This is a genomic window from Streptomonospora wellingtoniae, assembly GCF_031845375.1.
In the GTDB taxonomy this organism is placed as follows: domain Bacteria; phylum Actinomycetota; class Actinomycetes; order Streptosporangiales; family Streptosporangiaceae; genus Streptomonospora; species Streptomonospora wellingtoniae.
In genome coordinates, this window is sequence record NZ_JAVREK010000021.1 from 1 (window position 1) to 25,435 (window position 25,435).

The following is a 25,435-nucleotide window of genomic DNA, read 5'->3' on the forward strand; positions in this document are numbered from 1 at the left end:
GGGGCCGCACCGCCCCCTTCCGCCGTGCCGCTCCGTGCCCGCCGCCGGCGGCGGCGCGCCGACCGCTCCCGGACCATGTCCGTGGTCGCTGCCGCCCCCGGTACCCGGCGAATCCGGGCCGCCGCGAGTCAGACCCCGAGGATCACCGAGACCGGTAGCGGAACGTAGAGCAGCCGCGTGAAGACCGCCCAGCAGAACAGCACGACGACCAGGGCCACGGCCGCGTCCAGCAGGAGCCGGCGCGCGCCGCCCGTCCCGCGGCGGATGAGCACGGCGGCGAGGACGAACGCCACCGCACCGCTGAGCGTGATGCCGAACAGCCCGAAGGCCGTTCCCCAGGCCAGGAGGAGGGCGGCCGCGGCGGGCATGGCCCAGCGCGGGCGGTCGCCCGCCGATTCGGCGAGTTCCTCCTCGTCCTCGACCTCGGCGGGGTCGGCGTCCGATCCCTCAGCCGCTCCGGCGGCGCGCGAGGGTTCCGCCCCCTCGGCCGCCGCGTCTGCCGGTACGCCCTCGGCCGCCGACCGGTTGTCGTTGCGGCCGCGCATCGGCACCGCCTCCGACGGAGGCGGTGCCGCGGCGTCCGCGTCCGGCGCCCCGGCGCCGGACGCCGAACCGCCCCCGCGCATGCGCACCAGGGCGGTCACACCGATGGCGAGCGCCAGCACGAGCAGCACCACCAGTACGAAGCGCGGGAAGATCACGTCCGAGGGCGTGTCGAAGTCCTGCCGGGTCCAGAAGACCGCGGCGACCGCCAGGATCAGGCCCGCGGCGACCAGGTCGCGGATCACGTCTCTGCTCATCGGGCGTCCTCCCGCTCCGTGCCTTCGGCGCCGCGGCCGCTCTCCGGGTCGGCCGCCGGGCCCGTCGGCCGAGCCCGTTGCGCGCGCCACCTGCTCACCATCGGCCACAGCAGGGCGACCAGCACGACGGCGAGGATCCCGATGCTGATCGGGCGGGTGAAGAACGACAGCCACGGCTGGTCGTCGCCGCTGGCCGTCAGCAGCCCCTGGCCCAGGCCGGACTCGATGATCGGCCCCAGTACCACGCCCAGCACCACCGCCGGCGGCGGAAGCCCCAGGTGGCGCAGGCCGTAGCCGAGCAGGCCGAGCGCGACCATGATCACCACGTCCAGCGGGTTGTTGCGCACCGCGTAGGCGCCGATCATCGTCAGCAGCGCGATCGCCGGCACCAGGTAGGTGGTCGGCGTCCGCACCACGGCCCGCTGCAGGCCGCGGCCCACGATCAGCCCCACCGGAGCCAGCAGCAGCGCCGAAATCCCCAGGGCCAGAATGAACGTGAAGGTCAGCGAGCCCTGCTCGGTGAACAGATCGGCGCCCGGGCGCAGCCCGTGCAGCATGAGCACGCCGAAGATGACCGCGTCGGCGGGCGCGCCGGGGATGCCCAGCGTCAGCAGCGGGATCAGCCCGCCGCCCACCACCGCGTTGTTGGCGGTCTCGGGCGCGACCACGCCGTCGACCTTGCCGGTGCCGAACTCCTCGGGCGTCTTCGAGGCCCGCTTGGCCTCGTTGTAGGCGATGAGGTTGGCGACGTTGCCGCCGGCGCCCGGCAGCATGCCGACGAAGGTGCCGATCACGGCCGAACGCGCCAGGTTGACCGGGCGCGAGAGCACGTCGCGGACCGTGCGCATGAGCAGCCCCGGTTCGCGCCGGCGCGCCTCGCGCCGCATGGCGGCCGCCCGCGAGCCCGGGTCCACGATCAGGTCGATCATCGCCGGAATGGTGAAGAACCCGATCAGGGCCACGATCAGCGGAACGCCGGCCTGCATCTGGGTGAAGCCGAAGGTGAACCGGACGTCGCCGCCCACCGGCGCGATGCCGATCGTGGAGATCAGCAGTCCGATGAACCCGGCCGCGAAGCCCTTCACCAGCGACTTCGCGGCAAGGCCGGCGATCATCGTCAGGCCGAAGATTCCCAGCCAGAAGTACTCCTGGGGACCGAAGGCCAGCACGACGTCGGCGATCGCGGGGCCGAGCAGCAGCAGTCCGACCACCCCCACCAGTCCGCCGATGACCGAACCCGTGGTGACCGCGATGATGGCCACCTCGCTGCGGCCCTTGCGGGTCATGGGATAGCCGTCGAAGGTCGTGGCGATGGACGAGGGAGTGCCCGGCGAGTTCACCAGGATCGCGGTGAAGGAGCCGCCGTAGATGGCGCCCGAGTAGAACGCGCCCATCAGCACGAGTCCGCGGGCGGGGTCGAGGGTGAACGTGATGGGGAGGAGGAGCGCGAGGCCGACGGTGGCGCTGAGCCCCGGCGTGGCGCCGACCGCCATCCCGGCGATGACGCCGACCAGGCACAGCGCCAGCATGGTCGGGGAAACGACCTGCGCCAAAGCCTCATCGATACCTGGGAACATGGTTGCTCCTGGCGTTGGGGGGTCAAGAGTGGGCCGGTGCGGCGGGTCGGGGGACTCCCCCTCCGCCGTCCGCCCTCAGGCGGGTGCTCGCAGCACTCGCGGCAAGCCGAGGCCCCGGCCGCGGGGCCGCCGGGCTATTGGTCGTGCAGCAGGTCGAAGCGCCGCAGCAGGTCCTCGGCCTGGGTCGTCCGCTCGCGGGTGAACTCCTTGGACTCCTCGGGACCCATGTCGAGGATGTGGTAGCCGAGGTTCTCGGCTTTCCGTACGAACTCGCGGTCCTGGTTGACCTGCGCGAACGCATCGGCCAGCACGCTGATCACCCGGTCGGGCGTGTCGGGCGGCACGGCGACGCCGCGCCACGCGCCCTCGACGATGTCGAAGCCGCTCTCCCGCAGCGTCGGGACGTCGGGGAACTCCGGCACACGCTCCTCGGAGGCGATGGCCAGCACCCGCATGCCCTTGTCCTGGAGTTGCAGCGCTTCGGTGTTGTAGGTCATCAGCCCGTCGACCTGGCCGCCGAGCAGCGCCGGCGAGGCCGCGGCGGTGCCGCTGAAGGGCACGTAGGTCAATCGGCCCTCCGACTCCTCTGCCAGTGCGAGGGCGCCCACGTGGTTGGCGCTGTAGGAGCCGCTGCCCCCCAGGCTCAGCTTCTCCTCCTGGGACGCGGCGACGAAGTCGTCGACGGTCCGGAACTCGCTGTCGCCGCTGACCACGAGCGCGTTGGGTGTGCTCTGGAAGATGTAGGCCCAGTTGATCTGGTGGGTCTCGTAGCCGGCCTGCCCGCGGGCCAGCGGCTGGAGGATCACGTGCGGAAGGTTCGCTCCCATGAACGTGTAGCCGTCGGAACGTGTCTGGTGGACCAGTTCCGACCAGCCGACCGCTCCGCCGCCGCCCGGGCGGTTGGTGACGACCACCGAGACCCCCAGCGCGTCCTCCAGCGGCTGCTGCTGGAGGCGCGCGGTGACGTCGGACTCGCCGCCGGGGTCGAACGGCAGCGTGTAGGTGACGCTGCGGGAGGGGTAGTCGGAGACGTCGCCTCCGGCCGGTGCGCTCTGCGTGGCGCAGGACGCGAGGGGCAGGGGCAGGGCGGCCGCCGTCAGGCCGCCCAGGAAGGCCCTGCGTGAGGGGTGGTGCATCGCTCCTCCTCGCTGTGCCCGGCGGGCACAAAGGAGATGGGGGTCAGGGGCGGCGGTCGCTCGCCGCCCCGCGGGCCGCGGCGGGGGCGCCGCCGCGGCCGGGGTAGCGGCCGTGGCCGCCGGTCCGCGCCTGCGGGCGCGGACCGGGACTCACAGCCGCTCGCGCAGCATGCTGTGCAGCGCGGGCTTGAGTTCGATGCCGATCCCCGGCGCCTCGGGCAGGGCCACCCGGCCGTCGGTGATCGGCGTGTTCTCGGCGAAGCCGCCGAAGGGTTCGAAGACCTGCGGATAGGATTCGCAGCCGCCGAAGCCGAAGGCCGCGGCGAGCGCGAGGTTGATCTGGTTGCCGCCGTGCGGGCAGCAGTTCCGCGGTGACCAGCCGCCTAGGGCCAGGTCGCGCAGCATCGCGTCGTACTCGGCGACGCCGTAGCTCAGCGACGGGTCCATCTGCAGGACGTCGCGGTGCGGCCGCAGGCCGCCGTAGCGGCGGAGGTTGCGCACGTCCGCCGCCGAGAACAGGTTCTCCCCGGTGGCCAGCGGGCCCGCGTACTCCTCGGCCAGCACCGCGTGGGCGCGGTAGTCCAGCGGGTCGACGGGCTCCTCGTACCACATGAGGTCGTAGTCGCTCAGCGCCCGCGCGTACTCCAGTGCGGTCGCCAGATCGAAGCGGCCGTTGGCGTCCACGGCCAGCCGCGACCCCTCGGGCAGCAGTTCCAGCACGGCCTCGACGCGGCGCATGTCCTCGGCCAGCGGCGCGCCGCCGATCTTGATCTTGACGTCGCGGTAGCCGGTCTCCAGGTAGCCGCCGATCTCGGCGCGCAGACCGTCGAGGGGCTTGTCAGGGTGGTAGTAGCCGCCGGCGGCGTAGATCCACACCGAGGTCTCCGGCTCCGGAGTGGTGCCGAAGCGCCGGTGTAGCAGCCGGAACAGCGGCAGCCCCGCGGCCTTTGCGGCGGCGTCCCACACGGCCATGTCGAGTGTGCCCACTGCCACCGCGCGGTCCCCGTGCCCGCCGGGCTTCTCATTGGCCATGGCCGCGCGGTGCACGGCGACGGGGTCGATGATGCCGGTCTCGGGGTCGGTGATCGCCTCGGCCGGAGCCTCCTCGACGCGCGGCAGGACGCGCGTGGCGAGGATGCCCGTCTGGGCGTAGCGGCCGTTGGAGTGGAACCCGTAGCCCACCACCGGCTCGCCGTCGACGACGGCGTCGGTGTGCACCGCCACGACCGAGACGGTCATGCGGGAGAAGTCGATGACTGCGTTGCTTATCCGCGAGGCGATCGGGGCCTCGCTGTGCGTGATCTTGGTGATGCGCATCGGTGGTCCTGTCCAGATCGAAGAGCGTCGGCGGGCGGCTCGCGGCCGCCGCGCCGGGCGGGGATGCGGATGCGGATCGGGGAGGATGCGCGGAGCGGCGGGGCGCCGCTCCGCGGTCAGAGCCGGTCGACCAGCGCCTTGGTCACCTCGTCGGTGGTCGCGGTTCCGCCGATGTCGGGGGTGAGCGCGCCGGCTCCCGTGGTCTCGGCGATGGCCGCCTCCAGCGCGGCCGCCGCCGCACGCAGACCGAGGTGGTCCAGCATCAGCGCGGCGCTGCCGAACGCCCCGATCGGGTTGGCCACGCCCTGCCCGGCGATGTCGGGCGCCGAACCGTGCACCGGCTCGAACATGCTGGGGAAGCGGCGCTCGGGGTTGAGATTGGCGCTGGCCGCCACACCCAGGCTGCCCGCGAGGGCGCTGCCGAGGTCGGAGAGGATGTCGGCGTGCAGGTTGGAGGCCACCACGACGGACAGGCTCTCCGGCTGGAGCACGAAGCGCGCCGCCATCGCGTCGACCAGAACCCGCTCGGCCTCGACGTCGGGGTACTCCTCGGCGACCCGGTCGAAGACCTCGTCCCACAGCACCATCCCGTACTGCTGGGCGTTGGACTTGGTGACGCCGGTGACCTTCGGGCGCTGGCGTGTGCGGGCCAGGTCGAACGCGTAGCGCACGATCCGCTCGCAGCCGGCCTCGGTGAACAGGGCCGACTGCACGGCGACCTCGTGGCCGGGCCCGCGCGCGGAGAGGTTGCGCCCGCCCAGCCCGGCGTACTCGCCCTCGCTGTTCTCGCGGATGACCACCCAGTCCAGCGCCCGGTCCTGCGCGCCCTGGGTGCCGCGCAGCGGGCTGCGCACGCCGGGCAGGAAGCGCACGGGGCGGATGTTGGCCCACTGGTCGAACCCCTGGCAGATGGCCAGGCGCAGGCCCCACAGGCTGACGTGGTCGGGCACGGTCGGCCAGCCGACGGCGCCGAAGAAGATCGCGTCCATGTCGCGGAGCCGGTCCAGCCCGTCCTCGGGCATCATGCGGCCGTGCTCGGCGTAGTAGTGCGAGCCCCAGTCGAACTCGCGCCAGGTGATCTCGAAGGGTTCGGGGCCGCGCCGGGCGAGTTCGGCCAGCGCGGTGCGGGTCGCGTCGACGACCTCGGTGCCCACGCCGTCGGCGGGGACGGCGGCGATGGTGAAGCGGTGTCGGGCGCTGATGGCGGGACTCCTTCTCGCGTTCTCAGGGCGGATCGGTGCGGGGCCTTGCGCGGCGCGGGACCGCTGCGGCGGGTGCCGGGCGGCCGGGCTCGGAAGGCCTGAGAGGGGCGGGGCAGAGCGTGTGGGGCGGGGGCGGTCGGGCTCGGGGCGCTATCCGGCGGCCACAGCGGCGGCGACGGCCCCGCCGAGGTCCGCGGTGCGGGCCGTGCCGCCCAGGTCGGGGGTGAGCGGTGCATCAGCCGAGGCGAGCACCGACTCCACGGCCGCGAGCACGCCGGCGCCCGCCTCGGCGGCGCCCAGGTGGTCGAGCATCATCGCCGCCGACCAGATCTGCCCGATCGGGTTGGCCACGCCCCGGCCGGCGATGTCGGGCGCCGAGCCGTGGACGGGCTCGAACATGGAGGGGTGGCGGTGCTCGGGGTCGATGTTGGCCGAGGGGGCGACGCCGATCGTGCCGGTCACGCCCGGTCCCAAATCGGAGAGGATGTCGCCGAACAGATTGCTGCCTACGACGACGTCGAAGTGCCGCGGGCGGAGCACGAACTTGGCGGTGAGGATGTCGATGTGCTCCTGCTCGGTGGACAGGTCGGGGTACTCCTCGGCGATCGCGTGGAAGCGTTCGTCCCAGTAGGGCATCGAGTGGTAGATGCCGTTGGACTTGGTCGCCGAGGTGACCAGCGAGCGCCGGTTGCGGCGGGCGAACTCGAAGGCGTAGCGCAGGATGCGGTCGGTGCCGCGCCGGGTGAACACGGAGGCCTGCATCACCATCTCGCCGGGTGTGCCCTCACCCTGGCGGCCGCCGAGCATGGAGTACTCGCCCTCGCTGTTCTCCCGCACTACCCAGAAGTCGATGTCGCCGGGCGAGGCGTCGCGGACCGGCGGGGTCAGCCCCGGCAGCAGGCGCACCGGGCGCAGGTTGACGTACTGGTCGAACTCGCGGCGGATGGGGATCAGCAGGCCCCAAAGCGAGACGTGGTCGGGCACGCCGGGATAGCCCACGGCGCCGAGCAGGATGGCGTCGTGGCCGCGCAGCTGCTCGATTCCGTCCTCGGGCATCATCCGGCCGGTCCGCTTGTAGCGCTCGCAGCTCCAGTCGAAATCGCGGAAGGCGAATTCGACGCCGTAGCGGGATCCGGCCGCCTCCAGGACCCGCAGGGCCTCGGGCATGACCTCGGTGCCGATCCCGTCACCGGGAATGACCGCGATTTCGAAGCGTTCCACACCGACTCCCATACTCGCCGCGGACCGCTGGGACCGGGCTCGACGATTCCACGATGGCGTGCCTGCGCGGCGGGTACGGGCCTGCGGCCGGACGGGCCCGCCGCATCTCCCGGAATGCCGTGGTTCACACGTTGGACATCTAATTCCAGGAATGTGCCGAAAGTCCAACTGGCATTGGCGATGTGATCTATAGGCTGCGCCTATGAGTCGGCAATCCGAGTGCGAGCAGGGCCGCGAATCGCCTTCCTGAAACGGCGGCGTGAATTCGCTGGGCTGAATTCCGCGATGCGGATTGCTCCGCGATGCGGGCGCGGCAGGAAGAGCCGGGGGCCGGGGAGCCGGTGGGAGAGCCGGCTCCCCGGACCGGCGCGGACGGTAAACCGCCGCAGCGTCCGGGGAGTCGTACTAAGGCGCCAGCGGACCTTGGAGGCCCCCGATTCGCTCCCGTGCCCCCCGTTGCAGTGCCGTGCAGGCGGCCGCCGCGGTCGCCTGCCTGCTCGCGGCGACCGCGTGCGGCGCGGACGCCCCTGGCGCGGCGGGCCCCTCGACTCCGCCCGCCGCGCAGGTCAACGCCCACCCGGAACCCGGCCCGGCTTCGCCGCAGCCGCCCGCCGGCGACACTCCCGGCCCGGGGACCGGGCCGGCGGTCGACTTCGACGGCGACGGCTACTCCGACCTCGCGCTGGAAGGCCGCCGCAGCGCGGCCGAAGCGCCGGGGAAGGGCTCGGGAGACGGGGGCGCGGGCGAGGCGGGTGCGGCCTACGTGGGCGCGGTGTTCGGCGGCGAGAACGGGCTGGACCCCGACCGCCGGGTGGTCCTGACCCGCGACGACCTCGACCTCCCGGCGGCGGAGCCGGAGCCCGGCCCGGTGCGGCGCCTCGGCGTGACCGGTACCGCCGACCTCGACGACGACGGCTTCACCGACATGGTCGTCGCCGGGGAGGGGCGCTACGTCGTCTGGGGCGGTCCCGACGGCCCTGCCGGGCCCGCCAACCCCCTGCCGTGGCAGGAGCCCGGCCCGGGCGCGGCCTCGGCGGTGTCCTACGCGGTGGCCGACTTCGACGGCGACGGAGCCGTGGACGTGTTCCGGTTCACCGAGGTCGGGCCGTACCGCTACGACGCCCGTCTCCTGCGCGGGCCCTTCGACCGTTCGGGGGAGCCGAGCACGACCTCGGCCGTGCCGCTCCCGCCGAGCGCGACCACGGCAGAGGACATCCTGAGCGGCCGCGTCGTCCCGTTCGACGCCGCAGGCGCCGGCCGCGGCAGCGAGTTGCTCTTCCTGCGTCACGAGGACGAATCGCCCGTCTCCCACATCGTCCTGCGGTCCGTCGGCGGCGGTGCGGCGCCGGAGGTCCTGGGCGAGACCCCGGCCGGGCACGAACTGGCAGCGGGCGACGTCGACGGCGACGGGACCCCGGACCTGCTCGTCGGCGCACACGGCATCCCCAACAACGAGAACCAGCTTGGCGAGACGGACCCCGAGCTGCATCCCGGCTACGTGGAGGTGTACTCCGGCGCCGACGGCTTCGCGGCGGGCGAGCCCGAGCGCATCACGCGGGCCCTACCGGGGGTGGCGGGCCGGCCCACCGACGCCGACGGCTTCGGGGACCTCGTCATGGCCGCCGACGTCCAGGGCGACGGCTACGCCGACGTGATCGTCGGCCCGAAGCTGCGGGGGGACGAGTGGCGCGTGACGGTCGTTTCGGGCTCCGCGGCCGGCGCCACAAGTGCGCGCACGGTCGGCCTTGAGCCGCCTGCGCCGGGTGCGGACGAGGACGCCGCGGTGACAGCCGAGGCGGTGCGCGACTACAACGGCGACGGCGCCGCCGACCTGCTGATGATCAACCGTTCCGCGGGCGGCGAGGACTGGACGAGGGGACACGCGGCCTACGCGCTCTACCCGGGCACCGGTGAGGGCTTCTCCGCCGTGCCCGCCAGGTTCTCGACGGAGCACTTCTGAGCCGCCGGGGTGGCGGAGTTCCGGGTGGTCGGGGCGGTACGGGTGGTCGGGGCTTCGCGGTAGCAGCGTGATGGGGTTCCGGGATGCCCTGTCGTCCCGCGGTCCGCGACCGCGATCCGCGATAGGGCGCAAGGGGGACACGGAGGCCGAACCGTGCGGGGCGCCCCGGAGCCGGTCCCGCTGCTGTCAGCGGTGGGAATTGTGCGCAGAGGAGAGCGCGATCCTGCGGAACGCGCCCGCGGCGGGAGTCAGCGGGGCGTCGCGGTTGAGCAGGGAGATCTGGATCCAGGTCGGCGGGTCCAGGTCGAGTACCTGGGCGCCGCCGCTGCGGGCGGTGCGGGTCCAGGACTCCGTCAGGACCGCGACACCGGCGCCGTTGAGCACCAGCGGCAGGATCGCCTCGCGGTGGCCCGCTTCGACGGCGATGTGCAGGTCCACGCCCTCGGCGCGGATGCGGTCGACGAGGTGGCGGCCGCGGCTGCCCGCCGGGTAGGTGATCACCCGGTGCCCGGCGAGGTCGGACCAGTGCGCACGCGTGGCGTCGCCGAAGGGGTGGTCCGGGGGCGCCACCAGGATGAACTTCTGCATTTCGACCGGGTGCTCCTGCACGCCCACCGGCCGCAGCGGATCGCCCGAGCCCACGAGCGCCAGTTCGCAGGCGCCCTCGCGCACCTTCTCGATCGCCTCGGGAGGAGTGAACACCGCCGCCACGTTCACCGTGACGCCGGGGAAGCGCTCGGCGAACCGCGTGACGATCGTGGTCAGCGGCTCGACGGCCTGCGACGGCATCACCGCGATGTCGACCCTGCCGGAGAGCATGCCTTTGATCGACTCCACGCTGGCGCGCGTGGTGTCGAGGCCGCGCAGCACCTGGCGCGCGGGCTCGACCATCGCCCGGCCGGCCGCGGTCAGCTGCACGCGGCGCCCCACGCGGTGGAACAGCGCCGTGCCGAGTTCGCGCTCCAGGCGCTGGATCGCCTGGGAGAGCGACGGCTGCGCGACGTGCATGCGCGCCGCCGCCTTGCTGAACCCGTTGTGGTCGACGATGGCGACGAAGTACTCGAGTTGGCGCGTGTCCATACGACATCCCGTGTTCGGTATTCCAAGCAGAGCCGGTGGGAGGCGCCGGTCGATAGCCTCAACCTATCGGAGGCCGGTACCACCCCATCGCGGCGGTCGGACGGCGCGCTCCGCCGAGCGGGGCCCGCGGCGGTTTCGGCGGACGGAGGTGCCGATCGGGGCCGCGGCCGCGGCGGCCCCGCCTTTGGGAGGCGCGCCGCATCGGACCTTGTCCGGGAGTGGAGATCGCCCGTGCCGGCCGATTGACCTGAACTAAAGTTGAGGCCGCAGAGTCGTGGACGTGAGGGTGCGGGACGGGCGCCGCCCGGTGCCGCGCCGCAGGCGAAACGACACACCGGAGGCGTCACATGGCAGCGCAGAGCCCGATCCTGGTCACCGGAGCGACCGGCAACGTCGGTCGGCACGTGGTGCGCCGGCTGTCGGAGGAAGGGCGCGCCGTCCGCGCGCTGACCCGCGATCCGGCGAAGGCCGACCTGCCCGCCGGCGTCGAGGCGGTCGAGGGCGACCTCGCCGATCCCGGCAGTCTGGGGGCGGCGTTGGAGGGGGTGGACACCGTGTTCCTCGTGTGGCCGAGCGTTCAGGCCGACGCGGCGGCAGCCGAGACCGTCCAGGCCATGGCCGTCGGCGTCGAGCGGGTCGCGTACCTGTCGACCATGGGCATCGACCCCGAGCGATCGGAGCGGGAGGGCGGGATCCTCGGTTCACACGCGATGCTGGAGCGGTTGCTCAGGGAGTCCGGGATGAGCTGGACCTTTGTGCGCTCCGGCGGGTTCGCGGCGAACCTGCGCGACTGGATCCCGCGCATCCGCGAGACGGGAGTGATCCGCATGGCGTACCCGGAACTCGCGCGACCGCTGATCCACGAGGCCGACATCGCCGAGGTCGCTGTGCGCGCCCTCACGGAGGAGGGCCACGCCGGGGCGGCTTACGAGATCACCGGGCCCGCGGGCCTCACCCAGGCCGAGCAGGCACGGATCATCGGCGAGGAGCTGGGGGTGCCGGTCCGCGTCGAGACCATGACCGACGACGAGGCCGTGCGGGAGCTGACCGACGGCGGGCTGCCGCAGGAGATGGCCCGCCAGATCATGGAGGCGCATGCCCGGATGGCGGCGCACCCGGCGGGCTCGACGACCGACACCCTGGAACGGGTGACGGGAGCACCTGCGCGCACGTTCCGCCAGTGGGCCGCCGACCGGGTGGCCGCTGAGCGGGCGGCATAGCGGGCGCCGGTCGAGGGAGGCCGTGCGGGCTGCGGGACGGCGTGCCCGGCCGGACGGGGGCACTAGCCGCGCAGCGAAGGCGCAGGTCCTGGCGCGGCTGGAGCCGAATCTTCGGCGGTCGTTGCTAGCTTCAGGGCATGTCGAGAACGTTGTTCGTGAATCTGCCCGTAGCCGACCTCAAGACCTCCGTCGACTTCTTCACCGCACTCGGTTTCGAGTTCGACCCGAGGTTCACCGACGAGAACGCCACCGCCATGACCGTCGGCGAGAACGCCGTCGTGATGCTGCTGGTCAAGGGCTTCTTCACAAGTTTCACCAAGAAGGAGGTCACCGATGCCCGAACGTCCACGGAGGCGATCATCGCCATCTCCACAGACAGTCGACAGGACGTCGACGACTTGGTGGACAAGGCCCTGGCCTCGGGCGGAAGCGCCTCCAACGAACCCATGGAAGGACCTGGGATGTACGGGCGGAGTTTCCAGGACCCCGACGGGCACTTGTGGGAGGTCGTGTACATGGACACCGAAGCCATGGGTTGACGGGCGGATCGCTCGCGGCCCGACCCAACCCCGTTGATCCTGTAGCCGTCGTGAAGGCAGACGATTTCCATCAACGACGGCTACAGGATCAACGGCGATGTGCCCCCGCCGCCCCGTTCCGCCCCTCCGGCGTCCCGCGGCCTCTCCCCTCCCCGCGCCCCGCCCCTGCGTCGAGCACCGCCTCCCTCCGCCCTTCCCGCCCTCGGGGCGTCAATTTGTGTGATTTGTCCATTTTTGCATTCCGGTCGGTCGGTACTCGATTCGCAACCTCACCCTGGGTGAGTCCCTGCGGATGTGCCGAATGTCCGCATCGGATGTCTCATAGGCGAAGATTGTCGGATTCGAAAAGCAGGAATCGGCGCCGAATGGGGATTTGACGCTCGATTGACCCCGCATGTCTGGAGTGGGCTACGGTAAGTTCCGGATCACCCCCACTGGCCGTCGCACAGGCTGCCTCCGGGCCCGATCGTCTACCGTGCAGCCGTGCAACGGATCACGGTCCGACGCGGGCCGGGTTCCGTGCTTCCAATCGCCGACGAGGACCTGATCGATGTCAGCACGTGTATCCGAAAGAAATCAGTCGCAGCGCTCGCCGAACTCGCCGGGTCTGCAAGCCGTACTCGTATTCTGCGCCGCGGGCGTCGTCCTGGCCGCAGCCTGGTACTGGGTGGTCTCGGCCGTGCCGGGCGACGCCCGTGTGCTCATGATCGCCGTCGGCTCGGTCATGGGGGTGCTGCTGGCCGGCGCCGTCGCCGTCGCCACCTACCACGCTGCCGCTGCCGCCATGAGCCGCGACAGGGCCGCTCGGGCGGAGGAGCGCGTCGCCCAGGCCGAACACAAGACCGCCGGCCTGGAGCAGGAGCTGCGCCAGTTCGCCCACGACGGCGTCCCCGACCTGCGCCGCCGCATCCGCCAGGGCGCCACCACCGACGCCGCCATCGCCGATTCCGCGCAGCCCAACCAGGAGGCGCTGCGCACGCTGCTCGTCCAGCTGGGCCAGACCCTCGGGCAGGCCGAGCGGCGCGGCGCCGCCGCCATGGCGGCCTGTGCCGGCGCCGCCGCGCGTGTGCAGGCGCAGGTCACCAACCTCCTCGCCCAGCTGCGCGAGCTGGAGGACCGCTACGGAGACCAGGACGGCGTCTTCGGCGACCTGCTCGAACTCGACCACCAGGTCTCGCAGATGGGTCGGCTCGCCGACAGCTTCGCGCTGCTCAGCGGCGGCCGCTCCGGGCGCCGCTGGACCAAGCCCATCGTCATGGAGAGCATCCTCCGCGGCGCGATGGGCCGCATCTACGCCTTCCGCCGCGTGCGAATCCACTCCACCAGCAGCGCGGCGGTCGTCGGCTACGCCGCCGAGGGCGTGATGCAGGCCCTGGCCGAGCTGATGGACAACGCCGCCAACTTCTCCGCGCACAACACCGAGGTGCACGTCTACGTCGAGGAGGAGGACACCGGGGTCATGGTGACGGTCGAGGACAGCGGCCTGGGCATGCGTCCTCGCGAGCGGCGCCGCGCCGACCAGCTGGTGTCCCAGCCCCACGACCTGACGAACCTGCCCGGCAGCCGCATGGGCCTCGCCGTCGTCGGCCGGGTCTCCGCCAAGTACGGGCTGACGGTCAACTTCCGCCCGTCCTCGCGCGGCGGAACCGGCGCCGTCGTCCTCATCCCGCAGCACCTCGTCACACGCCCGCGCCAGGGGCTCGACGCGCCCGCCGCTCCGCCCCCGCCGCCGCGCACCACCGAGCCCGCTGCAGTCGCCGCGTCCTCGCCGCCGGCTTCGGCGATCGGCGGCGGCAGTGCCGGGGACACCGACGAGCCCCTTCTGCCCAAGCGGCGCCGCGGCCAGACGCTGGCCGAGGCCCAGCGCCAGCAGTCCCAGCCGCGCACCGAGCGCACGCGCGAACGCGGCGACCCGGGCACCCGCTTCGCGGCCTTTCGCAAGTCCGCCCGCGGGCGCGACAGCGCTTCGGACGACACCACACGGTGAGCCCCGGTCCCGGGTGGCGCTCGTCCACTGCCGGCGCGCGGTCGCCGGGCACACAGCGCACATTCCGGCACCGCACCGTCCGCATGACCTGAACGAGGAGTGGCACACATCCCATGAGCACCGCAGACCGCGGCCTTGACTGGTTGCTTGAGAACCTGCTCGCGAAGACCCCCGGCGCCCAGCACGCGCTGGTCCTGTCCAGGGACGGGCTCAAGATGGTCTTCTCCGCCGAGCTCGACGGCGACCGCGCCGACCAGCTCGCCGCCATCTCCGCCGGCATCCAGAGCCTGTCGCTGAGCGCCTCCGCCGAGTTCGGCGACGGCAGCATCACCTCCGGCCAGGCCATGGTGGAGTTCGCCGGCGGGATCCTGCTGATCGTGCCCGCCGGCGCGGGCGCCCACCTCGCTGTGGTCGCCGAAGAGGACACCGACGTCGGCGTCGTGGGCCACAACATGAACGAGCTCGTCGAGCAGATCGGCTCCTACCTCACCGCCGATCCCAGGACACCCCAGTACAGCGGCGACCCGACGCCATGAATCCCAAGCGGATCGACGGCGAGGATCCGGACCGCCTCTACACCGTCACCGGCGGACGCAGCCGCACCGAGGAGAGCACCTTCGACAGTGTCACGCTCGTCGTCGGCGAGTGCGAGCCCAGGGCGGGGATGCAGTCCGAGCACATGCGGATCCTGCGGATGTGCGCGCGGCCGACGGCGGTCGTGGAGGTCTCCGCCGCCCTGGGCATGCCGGTGAGCGTGGTGAAGATCCTGCTGCGCGACCTGATGGACACCGGTCAGATCACCGTCCGCCATCCGTCCTCGGCGTCCACGGCCGCCAACGTGCACTCCCCCTCCTCCGAGACCCTGAAGCAGGTGCTCGATGCACTCCAACGCCTCTGAAGCCCCCGCGTACCAGACCCCGGCCCCGCTGTCCGCCGACGCGCACGACGCGCTGAAGATCGTCGTCGTCGGCGGGTTCGGCGTGGGCAAGACGACCATGGTGGGGGCGGTCAGCGAGATCCGGCCGCTCAGTACCGAAGAGGTCATGACCGAAGCGGGTGTCGGCATCGACGATCCGTCGAGCGTCCGCAGCAAGACCACGACAACCGCGGCCTTCGACTTCGGCCGCATCACCATCACCGAGGACAAGATCCTCTACCTGTTCGGCGCGCCCGGACAGGAGAGGTTCTGGTTTCTGTGGGACCAGCTCTTCGCGGGCAGCCTTGGCGCCGTCGTGCTGGCGGACCCCCGGCGCCTGGAGGACTCCTGGTACGCCGTCGACCGGCTGGAGGCCCACGGCATGCCGTTCGTCGTGGCGATCAACCGGTTCGAGCCGGGGCCCGGCCTCGCCGCCCTGCGCGAGGCGCTCTCGCTGCCCGACGAGGTACCGCTCGTCGAATGCGACGCGCGGAGCAGGCACGACTGCAAGACGGTGCTGATCTCCCTCGTCCGCCACCTCAACGACCTGTACGCACTCTCGCCCGCCCGGGAGGGCACGCCGTGACCGACGACTACCATTCCGCAGCGTTCGCCCAGCCGGCGGCGGACTCCCCGCTGGCCGGATACCCCGACCACGACCAGGCGGTGCGGTTCTACGGCCCGCAGATCGCCGTGGACCCCGCGACCCTCTACCACGACATGCGGTGGCGCTTCGGCCCCGTCGCCCCGATCCTGCTGGACGGCGACATCCCGGCCTGGTTCGTCATGGGCTACCGCGAAGTCCACTACGTCACCAGCAACCCCCAGTGGTTCGCCCGCGACTGCCGCCGGTGGAACGTGTGGGACCACGTCCCCGAGGACTGGCCGCTGATGCCCTACGTGGGCTGGACCCCCTCGGTGATGTTCGCCGAGGCGAACGAGCACCAGCGCCGCGCCGGCGCCCTGGGCGACGCACTCGACGCCGTGGACCGCACCGAGCTCGCGCTGATCTGCCAGCGGGTCGCCGACCAGCTGATCGACGGCTTCAGCGGCGACGGCGAGGCCGACCTCGTGTCCCAGTACGCCCACCAGATCCCGGCCCGGGTCATCGCCGAGCTGTTCGGCCTGCCGCCGGCCGACGTGCCCGTTCTGGTGCGCGACATCCTCGACTCCCTGGACGTCAAGGGCAACGCCGTCGAGGCCCACCAGCGGGTGCAGGCGCGCATGCAGCAGCTGGTCGCCGACGCTCACTCGCGACCGGGCCAGGACGTACCCACCCGGCTGCTGGAGCACCCCGCCAAGCTCACCGACGACGAGATCGTCATCGACCTGCTGGTCCTCATGGCGGCCGCGCAGGCCCCGACCGGCAACTGGATCGCCAACACGCTGCGGCACATGTTCGTCGACGACCGCTTCTCCGTCAGCCTCCAGGGCGGGCGCAGCAGCGCGACGCAGGCGCTCAACGAGGTGCTGTGGCGCGACACCCCGACGCAGAACTTCATCGGCCGCTTCGCCGTGCAGGCCTGCGAGCTCGGCGGTCGGCGCATCCAGCGCGGCGACATGCTGGTGCTGGGGCTGGCGGCGGCCAACGCCGACCCGCGGGTGCAGCCCGCCGAGCAGCTGGACTCCGGCGCGAACCGCGCGCACATGTCCTTCGGCCACGGCGAGCACGGCTGCCCGTTCCCCGCGCCGGAACTGGCCGAGGTCATCGCCCGCAACGCCGTCGAGGTGCTGCTGGACCGGCTGCCCGACGTCGAGCTGAGCCTGCCGGCCGAGAAGCTGGAGTGGCGGCCGTCGGTGTGGATGCGCGGGCTCTACGCGCTTCCGGTGGACTTCACCCCGGCGATTCCCGTCGACGAGCGGGCCCTGTAGGTACCGCCCGGTCCCGGCCGCAGGGCTCCCGCCCGGGGCCGGGCTAGACCGCTCGCCGCCGGGCGGGCGTGCGCCTTCGCTCGGCGGCGAGCCGGACCCCGCGGAACCGGGCCGGCGGCCGCATGCGCGCGGCCGGGCCCGCGGGGGAGCGGCGCCCTCAGAACCCGGCGGAGACCGTGGTGCGCGGGGTGAACACGACCGGCACCCGGGCCGGGCCGCGGGTGAACACGCCCTTGTCCTCGGCCGCGTGGTCGTCGGCCGGCCGGGCGTCGGGCATCGCGTCGAGCAGCATGTTCGACGCGATCTCCACCTCGTTCTCGGCCAGCAGCGCGCCGACGCAGAAGTGCCGCCCCAGCGCGAAGGCGAGGTGGCCCGCGGCGGCCGTGAACGCCGTGGAGGCGTCCAGCTCGTCGCGGAAGACGTTGAACGAGTCGGGGTCGGCGTAGCGCTCGGGATCGCGGTTGGCGGCACCGATCAGGCAGGTCACCGTGCTGCCCGCCGGCACCTCGCCGCCGCTGAAGACCACGTCCTCGGCGGGCTGGCGCATGATCATGTGCACCGGCGGGGTGTAGCGCAGTGTCTCGGCGAAGGCCTTGGGGATCATCGAGCGGTCCCCGCGCACCGCCTCCATCTGGTCGGGGTGGGCCAGCAGGTTGGCGAACATCGCGGCGATCGCCTTGTCCGTGGTCTCCCCGCCCGCGGCCAGCAGGAGGCTGCAGAACGCCTTGATGTCCTCGTCGCTCATCGAGGTGCCGTCGATCTCGGCCCGGCACAGCACCGACAGCAGGTCGTCGCCCGGGTTGCCGCGGCGCTCGCGGATGATCGGAATCATGTACTCCGCGAACTCCTCGCGGGTACGCAGGCCGTCGGCGGCGATGCCGGGGTCCTGGGAGAGGTTGCCCAGGAACGCGATGATGCTGGTGTACCACTTGTGGAACCGGTCGTGGTCGCCCTTGTCCAGCCCCAGCATGTCCACGATGACGTTGATGGGGAAGTGCGTGGCGAACTGCGAGACCAGGTCGACCGAGCCCGCGTCGCGGAACCCGTCGATCAGTTCGCGCGCGTTGCGCTCGATCACGGGGCGGAACTTCTCGCGCAGCTCGCTGCCGCGGAAGGCCGGCGCCACCAGGGCGCGGCGCACGGCGTGCTCCCGTCCGCTGAGCTGGAGGATCGTGCGTCCGTGCACCGGTTCCAACTGCCAGTCGTAGTTGGCGGTGGTGAACACTTCGTCCTTGAACGCCCGCTGGACGTCCTCGTAGCGCGAGACGATGTAGCTCTGCATCGGCTCGTGCCAGATGAGGGGTGCTTCGCTGCGCATGATCCGGTACGCGGAATACGGATCGGCGTTGAACTCCGCGGAGAGGATATCGGGGATACCGGGAGTGTCCGGGACTTTGGTCATGTCTGCGCCTCACTAATGAGGGGGGACGAAGATCGACTCGTCCCAGAGTAGGGAAGTCATTCGCGACGAGCCAGGCGTAACGTCCCCGAAGTGCCGGAAACCAGTACGCATCGGCCTCACGCCCGTCACTGGTTTATCGTGCCTGGAATCGGACGAATCGGATTTCGGGCATCTGTGCGCTCGGGCGATCGCGGTAGCGGGCGCCCGCGAGCGGTCCGGCGCGCAGGATCCCCGTCGCAGCCGTCGATGCGGTCGGCCCCTACCCCGGCCGGGGCGCGGCGGGGACTGGGACGCGACGGCGTCCGGTCGGGCACGGGGAACCGCAGGTGCGAGGGTATTCCGTGCCGACCGCGGCGGGGGTCGAAAGGGGAGCTGGCGCGCGTCCGTCTCGAATTCCGGACACTGAGCTGGTGTAATTCGGACGCCCGTCGGTTCCGCCATATCCTGTCCTGCCGACGGGCGGAATCGCCGGACTGCGGATAGGCGGATCGGCGTGCGCCGTTCTACAGTCGGGCACGACCGCGACTGCCGCGACTGCCGCGACTGCCGCGACCGCCCGGCCGCCGCCGATCGCCGAAAGCGCCGCCCGCCGTCCCGCCCCCCTGAGAAGGAGCACGCCATGCCCCGCCAGCCCTTGGCCCCGCCCGGACTCCGCCGCGACCGCTTCCACTGGCTGCGCCGCATCGCGGACCTGGACCCCGAGACCGACTTCCACGAGATCTACCGCATCTCCGCCGGCTACGAGTTCCCGTGGGACTACACCCGTGCGCTGGAGTTGGCGCTGTACCGCACCTACTGCGTGCCCTCGATCTCGGCGCTGCTGGACGCCACCGGGGAGTTCGGTCGCAGCGGCCAGAAGCGCTACGACGACACGTCGCTGCTGATGGGCGAGATGGTCGAGCACGGCGTCGACTCCGACCGCGGCCGCGCGAGTCTGCGCACCGTCAACCGGATGCACAACCGGTACGCGATCTCCAACGGCGACATGCTCTATGTGCTGTCGACCTTCGTCTTCGAGCCCATCGACTGGATCGCCGACTACGGGTGGCGGCCGCTGACCGGCGCCGAGCGCGAGGCGGCGCTGCGCTACTACACCGAGGTGGGCCGGCGGATGAACATCCGCGACATCCCCGCCGACCTGGACTCCTTCCGCGAGTTCAGGACCGCCTACGAGCGCGACCACTTCCGCTACACCGAGACCAACGCCCGCGTCGGCCGGGCCACGCTGGACGTGTTCCGCGCCTGGTTCCCGGCCCCTCTGCGCCCCGCGGCCGACGCGGGCCTGCGGGCGCTGCTCGACGAGCCGATGCTGGAGGCGTTCGGGTTCGCCCCCGCGCCGCGGTGGCTGGGAAGGGCCGTGCGCACGGCGCTGCGGGTGCGGGCGGGCGTGGTCGCGCAACTGCCGCCGCGGCGCGTCTCGCGGCTGTCCGCGGACCGGCGGAACCGGACCTACCCCGGATACCCCGACGGCTATGCGGTCGAGGATATGGGTGCTCCGGAGCCGACCGGAATCGATGCCAAGTGGCTGCGAGCCCCAACGGGCCCTGCCTGACGGCCCTGAGCGGGCCCGCGAGGCGGCGGGCTCGTGCGGCTCGTCGGCGGCCGGGCTACCGGCGTCCCGGCTGGGTGCGGCTCCCGCGCGCGGCCCGTCTGCGCATGTCGTGCAAGTAGTAGTCGCGCGGCAGGGTGCGTACCGCCAGCGGCAGGCGCGGGTAGACCGTGCGCACGGTGGCGACGAGCCGGTCGAACCGGCGCTGGTGGACCGGCCCCCATTCCAGACCGAAACCCGCGCGGACGTGGTCGGGCAGCAGCCCGGCGGCCAGGAAGCGCTGCACCCGGACCAGCGCCCTCACCACCGGATTGGCGGGGTTGAACAGGTCGCGCGCGATTGCGCGCGCGGTGTCGTTGACCTCGATGGCACCGATCGTGTCGGCCCAGTAGCGGTCGAAGTCGGCCCGGGTGGCGGGCCAGCGGTCGAGCGGGCAGCCCAGCGAGGTGGCGAAAACCGCGGCGTGCCGGTAGACCTCGTCCTTCTCCTCCGGTGCCAACGGGCCGAAGACCAGTTCGTAGACGTGCATGTTGCAGGCGTAGAGCGTGGCCGCGACCCACACCTGCAGCTCCGGGTCCTGTGCGCTGTAGCCCGGCCCCGCGACCCGCTTGTGGATCGCACGCACGATCCGGGCGACGCGGTCCGCCTCGTCCTCGGTGCCGTACACCAGCCCGTAGACGAAGACGAGGGTGCCGCGCAGCCGGTCCACCGGCCGCTGGGCGAAGTCGCTGTGGTCGGCGACCCCCTGGCCGACCCCCGGCTGTGCGATCTGCAGCAGAATGGCGTAGGCGGCCGCGCCCAGCACGACGGCCTCGCGGTAGACCCGCTGTGCCGGAGCCCCCGCTCGCGCACGCCGCTCGTCCCCCACGGTCCCCATGCTAGACGGGCCCGCGGCCGATCGCCGCGCGGCGTCCCGGGCCGAGGGCGGCGACCGTGCCCCGGACGCTCGCGGGCCCCGGTCTGGGCGGGCCCCCGCGCCCCAGACCGAGGCCCGCCCGGCCCCACCCGAGAGGTCTGCCCTAGCTAGAAGGCCGCTGCGCCGCCCGCGACCTCGGGGCCGCCCCCGTCGTCCGCGTCCAGCTCCAGCTCCAGGAGCGCCGAGCCGAGGCTCTTGCCGTGGGAGTCCAGGAACAGCGAGGTGGTGACCGTGTCGTCGGCTGCACGCGGGCACACGAAGATCAGCGCGGGCAGGTTGTCCAGGCGGTGGCGCACCACGTCGCCCGAGACCCGCTCGGCGAGGTGCTCGGCGACCCGCTCGGGGGTCAGCGCAGCGCACAGCAGCGGGTACCGGGCGGGGTCGTAGGGGATCACCGAGACGGTGATCAGATTGCCCTTGTCCCCCGCGCGCGCGTGGGCGATGTCGTACAGCCGGATGCTCATTCGGTCCCCTCGAAGACGACGACCCCGGTCTCGACCTGCTCGCGCGGAACGGTCGCGGACAGGACGCCCACGACCTCGGCGGTGGCCACGCGCAGCCCGCCGCCCCCCGCCGGGCCGGATGTGTACAGGGCGCTGACCTCCTCGCCCACCGCATCGGCCGCCTCGCGTGTCCCGGCCAGTCCTGCTACCCGCAGCCGGCACTCGTAGGGCTCGGCGCCCTCGGCCAGCGCCTCGCCGTGCAGCGCGCTGTGACCGACGACGTCGGCCCGCAACCGCGGCAGCGCGCCCGCGAGCCGCTCGCGTACAACTTCGGCGGCCAGCCGCGCCCGGTCGAGCGCGCCGCGCCCGGCGTAGGAGATCTCGCCTTCGCCGCGGAAGCCCGCCCGGTAGCCGACGCTGACCTTCAGCTCGTCGGGGCGGGCGGCCCCGCGCGCCCCGCGCACGGAGACGCGGTCGCCCCCGTGGTCGCGCACGTCCACCCCGGTCAAGTCCAGCGACACGTCGGGCGTGAGATAGGCGCGGGGGTCGGTCACCTCGTAGGTGAGCTGCTCGGCCACGGTCAGCCGGTCGACCCGGCCGCCGGTGCCGGGCGGCTTGGTGATCACGGCGCCGCCGTCGCCGCCGACCTCGGCGATCGGGTAGCCCAGCCGGGCCAGGCCGGGCACCGGCTTGCGCGCCGGGTCGGCGAAGTAGCCGCCGGTCACCTGCCCGGCGCACTCCAGCAGGTGGCCGACCAGCGTGCCCGCCGCCATGCGCGCCCAGTCCTCGGTCTCCCAGCCCAGCAGGTGGGCGAGCGGCGCAAGGAACAGGGAGGGGTCGGCCGCGCGTCCGGCGATCACCACCGGCGCCGGCCCCCGCAGGGCCGGAAGAAGCGCGTCGGCGCCGATGTAGGCGTTGGCCGAGACGATCTCCCCGTGCGACTCCAGCGGCGATCCGTCCTCCCAGGCCGGGGCCGTGAGATCGATGCGGTCCAGCACGTCGTCGCCGGTGACCGCCGCGACCGCGGTCGGCACGCCCAGCTCCGCGCCCAGGTCCCGCACCATGCGCGCGGCCTCGACCGGGTCCGCCGCCCCGGCGTTGGTTATCAGCCGGGTCCCCGTCCGGCTGAGCGGCCCCAGCAGCGGGGCCATGCGCTTGCGCAGCATGGGATCGTAGCCGGCCCGCGGGTCCGAAAGCCTGCGCAGCGCGGCCAGGGCGACGGTTCGCTCGCCGAGGCACTCCAGGCCGAGGACGTCCAGTCGGCCCTGCTCGACCAGGTCGACGGCCGGTTCGATCCGGTCGGCGGCGAACCCCGCGCCGCAGCCGATCCGGGCTTGGTTGCTGCTCACGTGTCCTTGCTCCCCCGTCGCTCGTGGTGGTGGTCCGGTGCCGGAGTCACCCCGTCCACAGCGGGATGGCGCCGGTGAGGGCGGCGACGGCCAGCACGACGATGCCGACCAGCCACGCCCAGGGCAGCAGGAAGCGGATGTGGCTTCCGATCGAGACTCCCGCCAGCCCGGTGAGGAGGTAGAAGGAGCCGGTGAGCGGGCTGATCGGGAAGCCGACCGTCTCCTCGCCCGTGATCGAGGCCTGGGCGATGGCGCTCGCGGGTACGCCGAACGTGTCGCCGACGGCGGTGAGCACCGGCATCACCGCGAAGTAGTAGGCGTCGGGACCGAAGAGCAGGCTGAGCGGGACGGCGAGCACGCCCACCAACAGCGGCAGAGCAGGACCGACGGCGCCGGGCATTGCGCCGGTGAGCGCTTCGGCCATGGCGTCGATCATCCCGCTCTCGCTCATGACGCCGAGGAAGACCCCCGCTGCCAGCAGGGTGCTGGCCATCAGCACGGCGCCCTGCGCGTGGGCGTTGATGCGGTCGGTCTGGGCCTTGAGGCCCGTGTAGTTCAGCGGCAGCGCAACGACCAGCGCGACCATGAACACGAGCTCGGGCGAGAGCACGCCGGAGATCAGCACGGCGACCGTGACCGCGGTGAGCGCGACGTTTGCCCAGAACAGCCGCGGGCGCCGCAGAACCGCCTCCTCGGCGGAAAGCTCCCCGTCGTCGGTCGGCGACGCCGGTTCGTCGTCGTCCTGAGGGACGCCGTCGCCGGCCGGGCCCCCGGTCGGCGCCTTCGCGGGCCGGGCGGCGGGCGCGGCGACGGCCAGGCGGTTCCTCTCCCGGCGCCCCAGCAGGTAGGCGATGGCCAGGCAGGCGGCGATCCCCACCAGCTGGGCCGGGATCAGCGGGGCCCACAGGGCGTTGGCGTCGATCCCGGTCGCCGATGCCGCGCGGGCGGTCGGGCCGCCCCAGGGCACCATGTTCATGATCCCCGCGCCCAGGCCGGTCAGGGCGGCCAGCACCAGCCGCCGCATCCCCAGGGCGTCGTAGAGGGGGAGCATCGCGGGGATGGTGATCAGGAAGGTGGTCGCCCCGGCGCCGTCGAGGTGGGTCAGCATCGCCAGCACCACGGTGGCCAGCGCGATGGTCACCGGATTGCGGCCCGCGAAGCCCAGCACGCGTCGGACGACGGGGTCGAAGAGCCCTGCGTCGCGCATCACGCCGAAGTAGAGGATGGCGAAGACGAACATCGCCGTGGTGCCGGCCACGTCGGAGATCCCGGTCCCGGCGAACTCGCCGATCTCGGCGGGGGAGAACCCGGCGATCAGCGCCGCCGCCACCGGCGCCGCGACGAGCGCGACCACGGCCGAGACCCGGTTGGACAGCAGGAGTGCCAGAACGGTCGCGATGGCCGCGAATCCCATTGCTGTGAGCATGTCGACGATCCTTTGCGAAGGCGGCCGGGGGAGTGATGTGCCTCACGTGGGGCTGGCCACTCATGCTTGCAAGGTGCGCGGTTGCGCGTCCAACATCAATCGGGCAAGGATCTATGCTTCGGATGCATGGACCTGTCGTTGCGCCAACTCCGCGTCTACGCTGTCGTGGCCCGCGCGGAGAGCTTCACCGCCGCCGCCGCGGAGCTGCACGTGGCCCAGTCGTCGCTCAGCCGCACTGTGCTGGAGCTGGAGCGGCTGCTGGGTGTGCGGCTGTTCGACCGCACCACGCGGCGGATCCGCCGGACGCCGGAGGGCCGGGAGCTGCTGGAGGCGGCCGAGCGCATCCTGGGCGCCCACCGCGCGGAGATGGCCGGGCTGCAGCGCTACCTCGCGGGCGAGCGCGGCGTGGTGACCATCGCGACGCTGCCCTCGGTGGCGGCGGCGCTGCTGCCGCCGGTCATCGCCCGCTTCCGCGAGGAGCGGCCGCAGACCGCCGTGCGCATCCTCGACGGGATGTCGGAGGCGGCGCTGGAGCGGCTCGCCGCCGGCGCGGCCGACCTGGCCATCACCTCCGCCGAAGGCCTGCCCGAAGGGCTGCGGGCCCACGCGCTGGCCGAGGACCGCTTCTTCGCGGTGCTGCCCCCCGCCCACGCGCTGGCGGGGGCCGCCGAGCTGGGCTGGGGCGACTTCAGCGGCGAGCAGTTCATCGCCGTCGGCGCCGACTCCAGCGTGCGGGCCGGAACCGACCGCGCCTTCGCCGAGGCGGCCGTGCGCCCGGCGGGTGTGACCGAGGCCGGCAACGTGTCCACGGTGGGCGGCCTGCTGGCCGCGGGTCTGGGCGTCTCGGCGATGCCGGCGCTGGTCGAGGTGCTGATGAGCTTCGCCGACTACGCCCGGGTCCCCCTGGTGCGCCCGGCGCTGGACCGGCGCCTCAGCGTGGTCCTGCCGCGGGACCGCCGCGTGCCCCCGCCGGCCCGCAGCTTCCTGGACTGCCTGCGCGGCCTGCGGGAGGAGGGCCATCCGCTTCCGGCGGACGTGCGCTGGGTGGACTGAGCGGCCGCGCCGGGCAAGCGGGTCCGCCGCGCCGGGACGTCACAGGCGATCGGTCGCGCGCTCGCGGCGCGCGGGGCGCCCCCTCGACGTCGGGATAGAGGGGGAGGTGCCGTCTCGATCGGGAGCCGCATTCCCGCGCGTGCTTTCACAGGCGCCAAAGCTCCGGGAATCGGGGAGCCGCGTCGTCGGCGGTGCGCGTGCGGCGGTGACGGCGTGTCGCGGACCGCGAGTCGGCCCGGCGATGCGTTCATGGCAGCACGCTTGTCGGTGGTGCGTCGTCCGGCCCCGGGTGTCGCGGGGGGAGAGCGCCCCTCTTGGGGGCAGTGGGAGTCACTGGGCTGTATGGCAGAGAAGGAGGTGATTGCGACGTTCGTCCTCCGATTCGGTTGTCCTGATGACCGGGACCGGCCCTTTCTGTGCCCGGTGCGCACGACCGACTGCGCGACTCGCCGACCGTGCGGCGTGCGAAC

The 25,435-nt window shown here is 72.7% G+C and carries 22 protein-coding genes; 10 read left to right on the forward strand and 12 right to left on the reverse strand.

Going from position 1 to position 25,435, the window contains the following annotated elements; genetic code table 11:
• Window positions 1-128: 128 nt before the first annotated feature.
• The 6 genes from RM446_RS18155 to RM446_RS18180 form a co-directional block, all read right to left on the reverse strand.
• Window positions 129-800, reverse strand: coding sequence for a tripartite tricarboxylate transporter TctB family protein (locus RM446_RS18155; protein WP_311546537.1), 672 nt, complete (start codon window positions 798-800; stop codon window positions 129-131).
• Window positions 797-2,377 (reverse strand): tripartite tricarboxylate transporter permease, encoded by a 1,581-nt coding sequence (locus RM446_RS18160; RefSeq protein WP_311546538.1) that lies wholly within the window; start codon window positions 2,375-2,377, stop codon window positions 797-799. Before RM446_RS18160 ends, RM446_RS18155 begins: the two co-directional genes overlap by 4 nt.
• 134 nt (window positions 2,378-2,511) lie before the next feature.
• Window positions 2,512-3,513 carry a Bug family tripartite tricarboxylate transporter substrate binding protein gene (locus RM446_RS18165; protein ID WP_311546539.1) on the reverse strand — a complete coding sequence of 334 codons (1,002 nt, stop codon included), beginning with the start codon at window positions 3,511-3,513 and terminating at the stop codon, window positions 2,512-2,514.
• Between the two features lie 150 nt (window positions 3,514-3,663).
• Window positions 3,664-4,830, reverse strand: a complete 1,167-nt coding sequence (locus RM446_RS18170; protein WP_311546540.1) for an enolase C-terminal domain-like protein — start codon at window positions 4,828-4,830, stop codon at window positions 3,664-3,666.
• Between the two features lie 116 nt (window positions 4,831-4,946).
• Window positions 4,947-6,032: a tartrate dehydrogenase gene (locus RM446_RS18175; RefSeq protein WP_311546627.1), complete on the reverse strand. Its 1,086-nt coding sequence runs from the start codon at window positions 6,030-6,032 to the stop codon at window positions 4,947-4,949.
• 150 nt (window positions 6,033-6,182) lie between these two features.
• The gene (locus tag RM446_RS18180) at window positions 6,183-7,253 is read right to left on the reverse strand and encodes a tartrate dehydrogenase (protein ID WP_311546541.1); all 1,071 of its coding nucleotides are present in this window, start codon (window positions 7,251-7,253) and stop codon (window positions 6,183-6,185) included.
• A gap of 466 nt (window positions 7,254-7,719) precedes the next feature.
• Here RM446_RS18180 and RM446_RS18185 point away from each other — a divergent pair, with 466 nt between their 5' ends.
• Window positions 7,720-9,213, forward strand: a complete 1,494-nt coding sequence (locus RM446_RS18185) for an FG-GAP and VCBS repeat-containing protein (protein ID WP_311546542.1) — start codon at window positions 7,720-7,722, stop codon at window positions 9,211-9,213.
• Window positions 9,214-9,399: 186 nt separating this feature from the next.
• Here the strand turns inward: RM446_RS18185 and RM446_RS18190 are convergent, their stop codons facing one another.
• Window positions 9,400-10,293 (reverse strand): LysR family transcriptional regulator, encoded by an 894-nt coding sequence (locus RM446_RS18190; RefSeq protein ID WP_311546543.1) that lies wholly within the window; start codon window positions 10,291-10,293, stop codon window positions 9,400-9,402.
• A gap of 347 nt (window positions 10,294-10,640) precedes the next feature.
• Here RM446_RS18190 and RM446_RS18195 point away from each other — a divergent pair, with 347 nt between their 5' ends.
• The 7 genes from RM446_RS18195 (at window position 10,641) to RM446_RS18225 (ending at window position 16,827) form a co-directional block, all read left to right on the forward strand.
• Window positions 10,641-11,513 (forward strand): SDR family oxidoreductase, encoded by an 873-nt coding sequence (locus tag RM446_RS18195; protein ID WP_311546544.1) that lies wholly within the window; start codon window positions 10,641-10,643, stop codon window positions 11,511-11,513.
• A 137-nt stretch (window positions 11,514-11,650) separates the two neighbouring features.
• On the forward strand, window positions 11,651-12,052 hold the full coding sequence (locus RM446_RS18200; protein ID WP_311546545.1) for a VOC family protein: 402 nt from the start codon (window positions 11,651-11,653) through the stop codon (window positions 12,050-12,052).
• 550 nt (window positions 12,053-12,602) lie between these two features.
• Window positions 12,603-14,039, forward strand: coding sequence for a sensor histidine kinase (locus tag RM446_RS18205; RefSeq protein ID WP_311546546.1), 1,437 nt, complete (start codon window positions 12,603-12,605; stop codon window positions 14,037-14,039).
• A 113-nt stretch (window positions 14,040-14,152) separates the two neighbouring features.
• Entirely contained in the window at window positions 14,153-14,575 is a 423-nt protein-coding gene (locus RM446_RS18210; protein ID WP_311546547.1) for a roadblock/LC7 domain-containing protein, read from the forward strand.
• Entirely contained in the window at window positions 14,572-14,937 is a 366-nt protein-coding gene (locus RM446_RS18215; protein ID WP_311546548.1) for a DUF742 domain-containing protein, read from the forward strand. Before RM446_RS18210 ends, RM446_RS18215 begins: the two co-directional genes overlap by 4 nt.
• Window positions 14,918-15,541 (forward strand): GTP-binding protein, encoded by a 624-nt coding sequence (locus RM446_RS18220; RefSeq protein ID WP_311546549.1) that lies wholly within the window; start codon window positions 14,918-14,920, stop codon window positions 15,539-15,541. Before RM446_RS18215 ends, RM446_RS18220 begins: the two co-directional genes overlap by 20 nt.
• The gene (locus RM446_RS18225; protein ID WP_398695435.1) at window positions 15,538-16,827 is read left to right on the forward strand and encodes a cytochrome P450; all 1,290 of its coding nucleotides are present in this window, start codon (window positions 15,538-15,540) and stop codon (window positions 16,825-16,827) included. Before RM446_RS18220 ends, RM446_RS18225 begins: the two co-directional genes overlap by 4 nt.
• Window positions 16,828-16,984: 157 nt before the next feature.
• Here the strand turns inward: RM446_RS18225 and RM446_RS18230 are convergent, their stop codons facing one another.
• A complete protein-coding gene (locus tag RM446_RS18230) occupies window positions 16,985-18,229 on the reverse strand; it encodes a cytochrome P450 (RefSeq protein ID WP_311546550.1) in 1,245 nt (414 codons plus the stop codon).
• Window positions 18,230-18,848: 619 nt separating this feature from the next.
• On the opposite strand from RM446_RS18230, the gene RM446_RS18235 reads away from it, so the two are divergent.
• On the forward strand, window positions 18,849-19,781 hold the full coding sequence (locus tag RM446_RS18235) for an oxygenase MpaB family protein (protein ID WP_311546551.1): 933 nt from the start codon (window positions 18,849-18,851) through the stop codon (window positions 19,779-19,781).
• A 55-nt stretch (window positions 19,782-19,836) separates the two neighbouring features.
• On the opposite strand, the gene RM446_RS18240 is transcribed toward RM446_RS18235, so the two are convergent.
• The 4 genes from RM446_RS18240 to RM446_RS18255 all read right to left on the reverse strand — a co-directional run bounded on the left by RM446_RS18240 (window position 19,837) and on the right by RM446_RS18255 (window position 23,912).
• Window positions 19,837-20,646 (reverse strand): oxygenase MpaB family protein, encoded by an 810-nt coding sequence (locus tag RM446_RS18240; protein WP_311546552.1) that lies wholly within the window; start codon window positions 20,644-20,646, stop codon window positions 19,837-19,839.
• 155 nt (window positions 20,647-20,801) lie between these two features.
• The gene (locus RM446_RS18245) at window positions 20,802-21,158 is read right to left on the reverse strand and encodes an AtuA-related protein (protein WP_311546554.1); all 357 of its coding nucleotides are present in this window, start codon (window positions 21,156-21,158) and stop codon (window positions 20,802-20,804) included.
• Window positions 21,155-22,486 (reverse strand): acyclic terpene utilization AtuA family protein, encoded by a 1,332-nt coding sequence (locus RM446_RS18250; protein ID WP_311546555.1) that lies wholly within the window; start codon window positions 22,484-22,486, stop codon window positions 21,155-21,157. The genes RM446_RS18245 and RM446_RS18250 overlap by 4 nt, the downstream gene beginning before the upstream one ends.
• A 46-nt stretch (window positions 22,487-22,532) precedes the next feature.
• Window positions 22,533-23,912 carry a CitMHS family transporter gene (locus RM446_RS18255; RefSeq protein ID WP_311546556.1) on the reverse strand — a complete coding sequence of 460 codons (1,380 nt, stop codon included), beginning with the start codon at window positions 23,910-23,912 and terminating at the stop codon, window positions 22,533-22,535.
• Window positions 23,913-24,038: 126 nt separating this feature from the next.
• On the opposite strand from RM446_RS18255, the gene RM446_RS18260 reads away from it, so the two are divergent.
• Window positions 24,039-24,965 carry a LysR family transcriptional regulator gene (locus tag RM446_RS18260; protein WP_311546557.1) on the forward strand — a complete coding sequence of 309 codons (927 nt, stop codon included), beginning with the start codon at window positions 24,039-24,041 and terminating at the stop codon, window positions 24,963-24,965.
• The last annotated feature ends 470 nt before the right edge of the window (window positions 24,966-25,435 follow it).

Bases quoted from the DNA above. Each gene is read 5' to 3' on its own strand.
- RM446_RS18155 (WP_311546537.1), bottom strand. From the start codon at position 800: ATGAGCAGAGACGTGATCCGCGACCTGGTCGCCGCGGGCCTGATCCTG.
- RM446_RS18160 (WP_311546538.1), bottom strand. From the start codon at position 2,377: ATGTTCCCAGGTATCGATGAGGCTTTGGCGCAGGTCGTTTCCCCGACC.
- RM446_RS18165 (WP_311546539.1), bottom strand. From the start codon at position 3,513: ATGCACCACCCCTCACGCAGGGCCTTCCTGGGCGGCCTGACGGCGGCC.
- RM446_RS18170 (WP_311546540.1), bottom strand. From the start codon at position 4,830: ATGCGCATCACCAAGATCACGCACAGCGAGGCCCCGATCGCCTCGCGG.
- RM446_RS18190 (WP_311546543.1), bottom strand. From the start codon at position 10,293: ATGGACACGCGCCAACTCGAGTACTTCGTCGCCATCGTCGACCACAAC.
- RM446_RS18195 (WP_311546544.1), top strand. From the start codon at position 10,641: ATGGCAGCGCAGAGCCCGATCCTGGTCACCGGAGCGACCGGCAACGTC.
- RM446_RS18200 (WP_311546545.1), top strand. From the start codon at position 11,651: ATGTCGAGAACGTTGTTCGTGAATCTGCCCGTAGCCGACCTCAAGACC.
- RM446_RS18205 (WP_311546546.1), top strand. From the start codon at position 12,603: ATGTCAGCACGTGTATCCGAAAGAAATCAGTCGCAGCGCTCGCCGAAC.
- RM446_RS18210 (WP_311546547.1), top strand. From the start codon at position 14,153: ATGAGCACCGCAGACCGCGGCCTTGACTGGTTGCTTGAGAACCTGCTC.
- RM446_RS18215 (WP_311546548.1), top strand. From the start codon at position 14,572: ATGAATCCCAAGCGGATCGACGGCGAGGATCCGGACCGCCTCTACACC.
- RM446_RS18220 (WP_311546549.1), top strand. From the start codon at position 14,918: ATGCACTCCAACGCCTCTGAAGCCCCCGCGTACCAGACCCCGGCCCCG.
- RM446_RS18230 (WP_311546550.1), bottom strand. From the start codon at position 18,229: ATGACCAAAGTCCCGGACACTCCCGGTATCCCCGATATCCTCTCCGCG.
- RM446_RS18235 (WP_311546551.1), top strand. From the start codon at position 18,849: ATGCCCCGCCAGCCCTTGGCCCCGCCCGGACTCCGCCGCGACCGCTTC.
- RM446_RS18245 (WP_311546554.1), bottom strand. From the start codon at position 21,158: ATGAGCATCCGGCTGTACGACATCGCCCACGCGCGCGCGGGGGACAAG.
- RM446_RS18255 (WP_311546556.1), bottom strand. From the start codon at position 23,912: ATGCTCACAGCAATGGGATTCGCGGCCATCGCGACCGTTCTGGCACTC.
- RM446_RS18260 (WP_311546557.1), top strand. From the start codon at position 24,039: ATGGACCTGTCGTTGCGCCAACTCCGCGTCTACGCTGTCGTGGCCCGC.